The sequence below is a fragment of the Sphingomonas hylomeconis genome, assembly GCF_025370105.1.
GTDB lineage: Bacteria > Pseudomonadota > Alphaproteobacteria > Sphingomonadales > Sphingomonadaceae > Sphingomonas > Sphingomonas hylomeconis.
Genome location: NZ_JANQBK010000019.1, coordinates 83399 through 92334, shown reverse-complemented (window position 1 = coordinate 92334; position 8936 = coordinate 83399). Strand labels below are relative to the sequence as shown.

At 67.6% G+C, this 8936-nt stretch carries 7 protein-coding genes; 2 read left to right on the top strand and 5 right to left on the bottom strand.

The window, feature by feature from the left end; all coding sequences use genetic code 11:
* The first annotated feature begins 128 nt into the window (after positions 1-128).
* Positions 129-665, top strand: coding sequence for a 16S rRNA (guanine(966)-N(2))-methyltransferase RsmD (rsmD, locus tag NV401_RS17935; protein ID WP_261295825.1), 537 nt, complete (start codon positions 129-131; stop codon positions 663-665).
* 172 nt (positions 666-837) lie between these two features.
* Here the strand turns inward: rsmD and NV401_RS17930 are convergent, their stop codons facing one another.
* From NV401_RS17930 to NV401_RS17910, 5 genes are all read right to left on the bottom strand, one after another.
* Positions 838-2124, bottom strand: coding sequence for an MFS transporter (locus NV401_RS17930; protein WP_261295824.1), 1287 nt, complete (start codon positions 2122-2124; stop codon positions 838-840).
* 182 nt (positions 2125-2306) lie between these two features.
* Complete coding sequence (locus NV401_RS17925; protein ID WP_261295823.1) at positions 2307-3956, bottom strand: inorganic phosphate transporter; 1650 nt, start codon at positions 3954-3956, stop codon at positions 2307-2309.
* 81 nt (positions 3957-4037) lie between these two features.
* The gene (locus NV401_RS17920; protein WP_261295830.1) at positions 4038-4661 is read right to left on the bottom strand and encodes a class I SAM-dependent methyltransferase; all 624 of its coding nucleotides are present in this window, start codon (positions 4659-4661) and stop codon (positions 4038-4040) included.
* Positions 4662-4686: 25 nt separating this feature from the next.
* On the bottom strand, positions 4687-5922 hold the full coding sequence (locus tag NV401_RS17915; protein WP_261295822.1) for a DUF3419 family protein: 1236 nt from the start codon (positions 5920-5922) through the stop codon (positions 4687-4689).
* A gap of 101 nt (positions 5923-6023) precedes the next feature.
* Entirely contained in the window at positions 6024-6422 is a 399-nt protein-coding gene (locus NV401_RS17910; RefSeq protein ID WP_261295821.1) for a GFA family protein, read from the bottom strand.
* A gap of 182 nt (positions 6423-6604) precedes the next feature.
* On the opposite strand from NV401_RS17910, the gene NV401_RS17905 reads away from it, so the two are divergent.
* Positions 6605-8932 (top strand): ATP-dependent helicase, encoded by a 2328-nt coding sequence (locus NV401_RS17905; protein WP_261295820.1) that lies wholly within the window; start codon positions 6605-6607, stop codon positions 8930-8932.
* Positions 8933-8936 lie beyond the last annotated feature (4 nt).

Genomic DNA, 8936 nt, shown 5'->3' with positions numbered 1-8936 from the left:
CGCCGCGCGCCGCGGGCGATGCCGCGCGCCCGGCGCGCACCTCCTCGCGCCCCACGCCGAAAAGCGGCCCCCGCCCGACCGGCGGTGGCGCGCCGCGTGGCGCCCCTCCTCGTAATCGGAAATAAGTCATGCGGATCATTTCAGGCCAGTGGCGCGGTCGCCAGATCGTCGCGCCCAAGGGCGACGCCACCCGCCCCACCGCCGATCGCACGCGCGAGACGCTGTTTTCGATGCTGACCAGCCGACTCGGCAGCTTCGAGGAGCTGGCGGTCGCCGATCTGTTCGCCGGCTCGGGCGCACTCGGGCTCGAGGCGCTGTCGCGCGGTGCGGCCTCCTGCGTGTTCGTCGAGCAGGACAAGCCGGCGCTGGATGCCTTGCGCGCCAATCTCGCCAAGCTCGGCGCCACCGCCGATGTCCGCGCGCAGTCCGTGCTGGCGCTGGCCCGCGTCACCCAGCCGCTCGACCTGATCCTGATGGACCCGCCTTACGGCACCGGCGCCGGCGCGGTCGCGCTCGACAAGCTGGCGCGACTGGGGTGGACCGCCCCGGCGACCTGGATCAGCATCGAAACCGCGAAGGACGAGAAGATCGCGGTCGACGGCTTCGAGATCGATGTCGAGCGCCAGTCGGGCAAGGCCAAGCTGACCATCCTGCGCGCGCTCTGAGTTCCCCGGCGCGACGGCGGGCCCTTCGAGATCCGTCACCCCTGCGAAGGCAGGGGCCGATCACTGCTTCCACAAGCGGCGGTTACGGGGGAGAGAGCGATAGGCCCCTGCCTTCGCAGGGGTGACGGCCGATTGCAAAGCGCCATTGCCACGCCCAGGATACCGATAAAGGCTATCGAGCGGTCGGGCGCCTGGGCCCTGACCGCAAGATCATCAACCCCATCAAACTCAGCACCCCCGCGACGACCAGATACGCCCCGACCAGCCCCAGCCCGCCGCGCTCGGCCAGCGCCTGCGCCGCGATCGGCGCCAGCGCGCCGCCGAAGATGCCGCCCAGGTTGAACGTGATCGACACGCCGGTATAGCGCACTCCGGCGTCGAACAGCGACGGCAGCCAGCCACCCAGCGGCCCGTAGCAGAAGCCCATCGCGAACAGCGATCCCGCCAGCCAGGCGAACACCACCCACAGGCTTGCCGCGCCCAGCATCGGCCCCATCAGCAGCCCGGAAAGCACGCAGCCGGCAAAGCCCCAGCGCAACATCGCCTGCGCGCCGGTGCGATCGGCCAGCGTGCAGGACACGATCACGCCCAGCGCGAGGAACAGGATCGCGGCGATCTCCAGCCCGAGAAACGCCTGTCGCCCATGCCCCAAGGTCGTCGTGCCATAGCTCAGCGCGAACGCCGTGGTCAGATAGAACAGGGCGAAACAGGCGATCACCCCCACCGTGCCCGCGATCGTCGGGCGCAGATGCGATCGGAACAAGGTCGCGATCGGCACCTTGGGCAGCGCGTCGTGCGCCGCCGCCTCGCGGAACGCCGGCGTTTCGGTCAGCTTCAGGCGCACCCACAGGCCCAGGCCGACGAGGATCGCGCTGGCCAGGAACGGCACGCGCCATCCCCAGTCGCGGAACTGCGCGTCGGTCAGCACGGCGCCGAGCAGCAGAAAGAAGCCGTTCGCGGCGATGAACCCGATCGGCGCGCCCAGCGGCGGGAACATGCCGTAGCGATTCTCGTACCCCGGCGGCGCATTCTCCACCGCGAGCAGGCTCGCCCCACCCCATTCGCCGCCCAGGCCGAAGCCTTGCGCGAAGCGCAGGAGGCACAGCAGCAGCGGCGCGATCCAGCCGACCTGCGCATAGCCCGGCAGGAACGCGATCGCGACGGTCGCCCCGCCCATCAGCATCAGCGACGCGACCAGCGTGGATTTACGCCCCAGCCGATCGCCGAAATGGCCGAACACCGCGGCGCCCAGCGGCCGCGCGAAGAACGCCAGCCCGAAGCTGGCATAAGACAGCATCAGCTGCGCCGACTGGCTTTCCGCCGGGAAGAATAGCGGCCCGAAGACGAGCGCGGCCGCCGTGGCATAGATATAGAAATCGTAGAATTCGACCGACGTGCCGATCAGGCTGGCGGTCAGGATGCGGCGATGCGCGCGCATCGGGCTGGCGGAAGCGGTCATGCCCCCTGCGTCGCGCTATCGCGCGGACGGGTCAAGCCGCTTCCCATTCCCATGACGACCACCCCGGCGGACGCCGGGGCCCAGTTGGGAAACAGAGGTTGGCGAGCGTTGCGCAAAGTTACTCCAGCCTTTGCGACTGGGCCCCGGCGTGCGCCGGGGTGGTGCATCGCGGGTGGTTACCCTCAACTCCCGCCGTTTGCCCGCACGAGGCTCAGCAGCAACCAATACAGCCCGCCCGACAGCAGCATCGCCGCCGGCAACGTCATCACCCAGGCCAGCGCCATGTTGCGGATCGTGCGCATCTGCAGCCCCTGCCCGTTCGCCACCGAAGCGCCGGCGACGCCGGAGGTCAGGATATGCGTGGTCGAGACCGGCAGCCCGAACCGCTCGGCGAGCAGGATCACCGTGGCGGCGACCAGCTCCGCCGAAGCGCCCATGCCGTAGGTCATGTGGCTCTTGCCGATCTTCTCGCCGACCGTGATCACGATCCGCTTCCAGCCGACCATCGTGCCGAGCCCGAGTGCGATCGCCACCGTGATCTTGACCCACAGCGGAATGAACCTTGTGCCTTGTTCGAGCATGCCCTGATAGGCGCCGATGCTCTCGAGTTCCTGCGCCGAGAAGCGCGTCTCGGCATCCTTGGCCTTGGTCATCAGCTTGGTCGTGTCGAGCAGCAGATACATGTCGTTGCGCACATTGTGCGTCGCCTCGGCCGGCACGTTGCTGAGCGCGCCGTACCCGCCGACGCGCACCGCGAGATCGCGCGAGACCGTCTCGACCGCGCCATAGACCTGCGGGCTGTCGACCTTCTTGGCCTGCAACGCATCGGTCAGCACGCCGCGCGCGGCGACCAGCGGAATCTCCAGCCCGCCCGATTTCGCATCGAATGTCGCGCCGGCGCCATTGGCGGCGGCGACGAACGCCGGCGTGGCACTGCTCGGCAGCGTGCGGTTGAGCGCATAGGCGGTCGGCGCGCAGCCGATCAGGATCAGCATGATCAGCCCCATGCCCTTCTGCCCGTCATTGCCGCCATGCGCGAAGCTGACCGCGGTGCAGGTGAAAATCAGCAGCGCGCGGATGCCCTTGGGCGGCGGCGCGCCTTCCACCGGTGGGGCGTACAAAGCGGGCTTGCGCACCACCAGCTTCATCACGAACAGCAGCGCCATCGCCGCGGCGAAGCCGATCAGCGGCGCCATCCACAGTCCGGTCAGCACCTTGGTCGCCTGGCTCCATTCGACCCCGGCAGTGCCGCCGGCGCTGCCGCCCGACAGCAATTGATTGGCCACGCCGACGCCCAGGATCGAGCCGATCAGCGTGTGGCTCGAACTGTTGGGCAGGCCGATATACCAGGTCGCCAGGTTCCACAGCACGGCCGCGAGCAGCAGCGAGAAGAGCATCGCGAAGCCGCCGCTGCTCCCGACATTGAGGATCAGATCGACCGGCAGCAGCGTGATGATCGAATAGGCAACCGCGCCGGTCGACAGCATCACGCCGAGGAAATTGAAGAAGCCCGACCAGACGACCGCGGCATAGGCGGGCATCGAATTGGTGTAGATCACCGTCGCGACGGCGTTTGCCGTGTCGTGGAAGCCGTTGACGAATTCGAAGCCCAAAGCGATCAGCAGCGCCAACGCGAGGAATGCGAACACGCCGAGCGCGAGGCTTTCGCCGACCTGCCGCGTGTCGACGAACACGCTCCATCCGGCATAGGCGAACCCGCCGATCAGCGCCGAAAGGAAGAGAGTCCGGGCGACTGCCGGGACCGGACGATCGAACCGCGATCCGGGCGCGTCGAGGGGCCGCTGTGCAGCGGCGATAGCGTGTGTGGCCATGATGGGATCGCCTTCGCGCGTGTTCGTGACAACTTGATGACGAATTGATGACAGCGCGGGTCGGCACCCGCGCCCTCGGCGCTACCCATCCCCCCGCTCGAGCCGTCCTGCCCAGGCATAGCCGCGATAGCGCGGCGTAAGGCTCGCCCGCCACGCCTGCCGCGCGGCGACCTCGTCCAGCGCCGCCGCCAGGTCCGCGCGCGGCGTCACGTCGAACCTGGCCAGCCACGCGAACAGTCCGCGCCGGAACGCCGCCGGCAAACGTTCCTGCTGCCCGAAATCGACGCAATCCACCCTGCCGCGCGCCACCATCGCCGCCTGCGTCAGCGCCGCGCGCCAATCGGGAATCATCGATAGCGTGTAGGACAGCATCACCCGATCGAACGCCGCTTCGCCGAACAGCGCGTCCGGATCGAAGCCGGTGGCATCGGCCTCCGCCAGTACGATCCGGTCGCCGAGCCCAGCCCGCGCGACGTTCGCCCGCGCCGTGATCAGCATCTCCGCCGACAGATCGAGCCCGAAACAGCGCGCACCGGGCCATGCTTTGGCCACGGCGATCAGATTACGCGCCGTGCCGCAGCCGATCTCGATCACGCTCTCCCCATCCGCCAGATCGAGCTCGGCGATCAGTCGATCACGCCCGAGCAGGTAATATTTGCGCGTCAGATCGTAGAAATGCCGCTGCCGTGCATAGATCGCGTCCATGCGCGCCGCTTGCGCTGCCACCGCGTCAGCCTTTCAGCACGTAGAGATGCACGCCGCCATAGATCGAGGATCGATCGCGCGCGGTGAAATCGAGCGATTCCGCGGCGCGATACTGCCAGCGATCGAGCAGCGCGTCGTCGACGCGGCCCGGCAGCAGCGTCGGCGCCGCGGCGGTGCGAAACAGCACGCGCGCGCCCGGCCTGGCGGTGCGCGTGATCTCGCGCCACAGCGCATTCAGCTGCGCGTCGGTCATCCAGTCCTGCGCGTCCAGCAGGATGTAGCGATCCCGCGTCGCTGCAGGCAGGCCGGCGAGATGCTCGGCAAGATTGGCATGCAGGAAATCGATCCGCCCGGCGCGGGCGGCGATATCGGCATGATGCGCCGGCTCGAGATAGGGCGGCACCGATCGCCCGGCGCCCGGCGCGTAGCGGCGCCCGAACGCCTGCTGCGCGAAATAATTGTCGCCCACCGGAAAATCGCAGGCGAGCTTTTCCAGCCGCCCGCGCAGCACCGCGCGGATCCCGCCGGGATCGTCATTGGACAAGGCGGCATATTGCGCCGGCGGAATCCCCAGCCCGAACAGCGACGCCGGCTGATCCATCAGCCAGCGCACGAAGCCCTTGTCGAACACCGGTGCCAGGCGCGTCTCGAACACGCGCCGCTGCTCCTTGATCGTCTCCGCGGCCAGGATCTCGCGCGGATCGATCCCGTACAGCCGGGCGACGAGATGCGCGCTGCCGATGAAGCTGCCGAGCAGGCCGCGCTTGTAGATGTTCGAGGCGAAGCCGCGGATCCGCCGCCGGCCGATCAGGTCGCGTCCTTCCCAATACCGCTGCGTCACCGCATCGAGATGCGGCCGCAGCAGGTCCTGATAGACGCGGACATTGCTCCGGCTGTCGGCCTCGCCGAAGAAGCGGTGAAACGCCGCGGCCGGCAGATGCTGTGCCGCCGCTACCTTCAGCCGGCCCAGCGCGACATGCGCGGTGTTGAGATCGACGGCGGTAATCCGCGCCGGATCGGCGGTGAGGTAGGACAGCACATTGCAACCGCCACTGGCGATCGTCACGACATGGCAGTCGGGCGTGATCGCCAGCGCTTCCATGTCGACCACCGGGTCTTCCCAGATCTGCGCATAGACCAGGCCGCGAAACGCGAACGTGAACGCGCGCTCCAGCATGCCCGCCTTGCTGCCGCCGTCATGCTGATGGACGGCCGCCCCGACCTTCTTCACCGTTGCCCGATGCAGCTTCAAGTTCGCCATGCCGCGTCCCCCCGTTGTTCGAGGTCGCCGCTACGGCCTTCGCGTGACGCGCCCAAGACGGCGGTGTGACGTGAGCATGACGCTCGCGTCACACCGCCCGGTCATTCGCCAGGATAGCGCTCGAATGCCGGCAGCCCGTTCAGGTCCCGGAGCCAATGCGGCGCATCCGCCATCTGGATGCGCGCCGTCGGCGGCATTGCCGCGGAATCGTCGAACGAGCCGCTCTGAATATCGATCTTGCCGGGGAAGACCGATTCGCTTTCGAAAAACAGGCCGGTGCCGCACGTTCCGCAGAAATGGCGCTGGACGTCGCCGGAGGAATTGTACCGGATCGGCGTCCCGGTGATCGTCACGGCATCGCGGGCGAACAGCGCCCAGCCGACCATCCATGCCCCGGCCGACCGGCGGCACGCGGTGCAATGGCACAGCGCGTGATGCTCCGGCATTCCCTCGGCCACATATCGTACCGCGCCGCAGCGGCATCCCCCGGTCACCGTCATCTTGACTCTCCCCCACTTTGTTCCTCGTTTGTTTCATATCGCGCGACATCTGGCAAGATGCCGACGTTGACGCGGCCGCTAAAAGTGTCCTCTCGCCGCCCGATCGCGCGCAACGATCGTCGGCGCCGCGAACATGCACGATGCGGTTGCCCTTGGCGGGCTCGTTCCCTACCTGTTCACGAATGTCCCTCCCCGCGCCCTCCCCGCAAGACCCGCCCTATCTCCGCGGCCTGAACACGCCCCAGCGCGAGGCCGTGCTGACCACCGAGGGCCCGGTGCTGGTCCTGGCCGGCGCCGGCACCGGCAAGACCGCCGCGCTCACCGCGCGGCTTGGCCATCTGCTGTTCACCAAAAAGGCCTGGCCGAGCGAGATCCTCAGCGTCACCTTCACCAACAAGGCGGCGCGCGAGATGAAGCACCGCGTCGGCAATCTCGTCGGCGACGTGGTCGAAGGCATGCCCTGGCTCGGCACGTTCCACGCGATCGGCGCCAAGATGCTGCGCCGCCATGCCGAGCTGGTCGGGCTGCAGAGCAATTTCACCATCCTCGATACCGACGATCAGTTGCGGCTCTTGAAGCAGCTGATTCTCGCCGCCGATCTCGACGAGAAACGCTGGCCGGCGCGTGCGCTCGCCGGGCTGATCGACGGCTGGAAGAACAAGGGCCTGGTCCCCGCCGATATCGATGCGGGCGAAAGCGAGCTCTACGCCAATGGCCGCGGCGGCGAAATGTATGCCGCGTACCAGGACCGGCTGAAGACGCTCAATGCGTGCGATTTCGGCGATCTGCTGCTGCACATGCTGGTCATCCTGAAGACCGATCGCGCGGTGCTCGCCGATTATCAGCAGCGCTTCAAATATATCATGGTGGACGAATATCAGGATACCAACAGCGTCCAGTATCTCTGGCTGCGGCTGCTCGCGCAGGAGCGCAAAAACATCTGCTGCGTCGGCGACGATGATCAGTCGATCTATTCCTGGCGCGGCGCGCAGGTCGAGAACATCCTCAAGTTCGAAAAGGATTTCCCCGGCGCGAAGGTGATCCGGCTGGAGCAGAATTACCGCTCCACGCCGCATATCCTGGGTGCCGCCTCGGGCGTGATCGCCAACAATAGCGGCCGCCTGGGCAAGCAATTGTGGACCGAGCTCGACGTCGGCGAGAAGGTCAAGGTGCTCGGCGTGTGGGACGGGCCTGAGGAAGCGCGGCGCGTCGGCGACGAGATCGAGACGTGCAAGCGCGCCGGCAAGTCACTCGACGAAATCGCCATCCTGGTCCGCGCGCAGCACCAGACGCGCGAGTTCGAGGACCGCTTCATCTCGATCGGCCTGCCCTACCGCATCGTCGGCGGTTTTCGCTTCTACGAACGCGCCGAAATCCGCGATGCGCTGGCGTATCTGCGCGTCGTCGCGCAGCCGGCCGACGATCTTGCGTTCGAACGCATCGTCAACGTGCCCAAGCGCGGCCTCGGCGACAAGGCGGTGCAGAAGGTCCACCAGCTCGCCCGCGCGCAGGCCATCCCGCTGACCACCGCCGCCGCGCGCATCCTCGATACCGACGAGCTGACCGGCGCCGCGCGGCGTACGCTCGGCAATCTCGTCGGCGACATGGCGCGCTGGCGCAGCATGGCCGGCGAGCTGCCGCATCCCGAGCTCGCCCGCATCGTTTTGGACGAAAGCGGCTATACCGCGATGTGGCAGGCGGAGAAGTCCGCCGAGGCCGCCGGCCGGCTGGAGAACCTCACCGAACTCGTCCGCGCGATGGAGGAGTATGAAAATCTCGGCGCGTTCCTCGAACATGTCAGCCTCGTCATGGATAACGAGAGCAATGCCGAGGATCCCAAGGTCACGATCATGACGATCCACGCTGCCAAGGGGCTGGAATACGACACCGTGTTCCTGGTCGGCTGGGAAGAGGGCCTGTTCCCGTCGCAGCGCTCCTTGGACGAAGGCGGCCTCGCCAGCCTCGAGGAGGAACGCCGCCTGGCCTATGTCGCGATCACCCGCGCCAGGCGGAAGGCGATCATCATCCACGCCGCCAACCGCCGCATTTACGGGCAGTGGACCAGTTCCATCCCGTCGCGCTTCGTCGGCGAGTTGCCCGACGTCCATATCGAATCCGAAAACACCATGTCCGGCGGCGAGAGCCTGTGGCGCGCCAACTGGTCCGAACGCGCCGATCCGTTCGCCGATGTCGCCCGCGGCAGCGGCCGTGGCCCCGGCTGGCAACGCGCCGCCGGCCTGTCGCCGGGCGTCGACCCCGCCAAACCCGGCGGCGCCTTCACCAGCCGCACCTTCTCGCGCGAACCCTCGCGCGTCGTCGAGGCGCGGGCCAGCGCGGTCAGCCTGGGCAACAAGGGCCGCGACGACGTGTCGGTGGGCATGCGCGTGTTCCACCAGAAGTTCGGCTATGGCGCGATCGCGCTGATCGAAGGCAACAAGCTGGAGATCGATTTCGAAAGCGCCGGCCGCAAGCGGGTGATGGATAGTTTCGTGACAGTGGGCGAGGGCTGAGGAC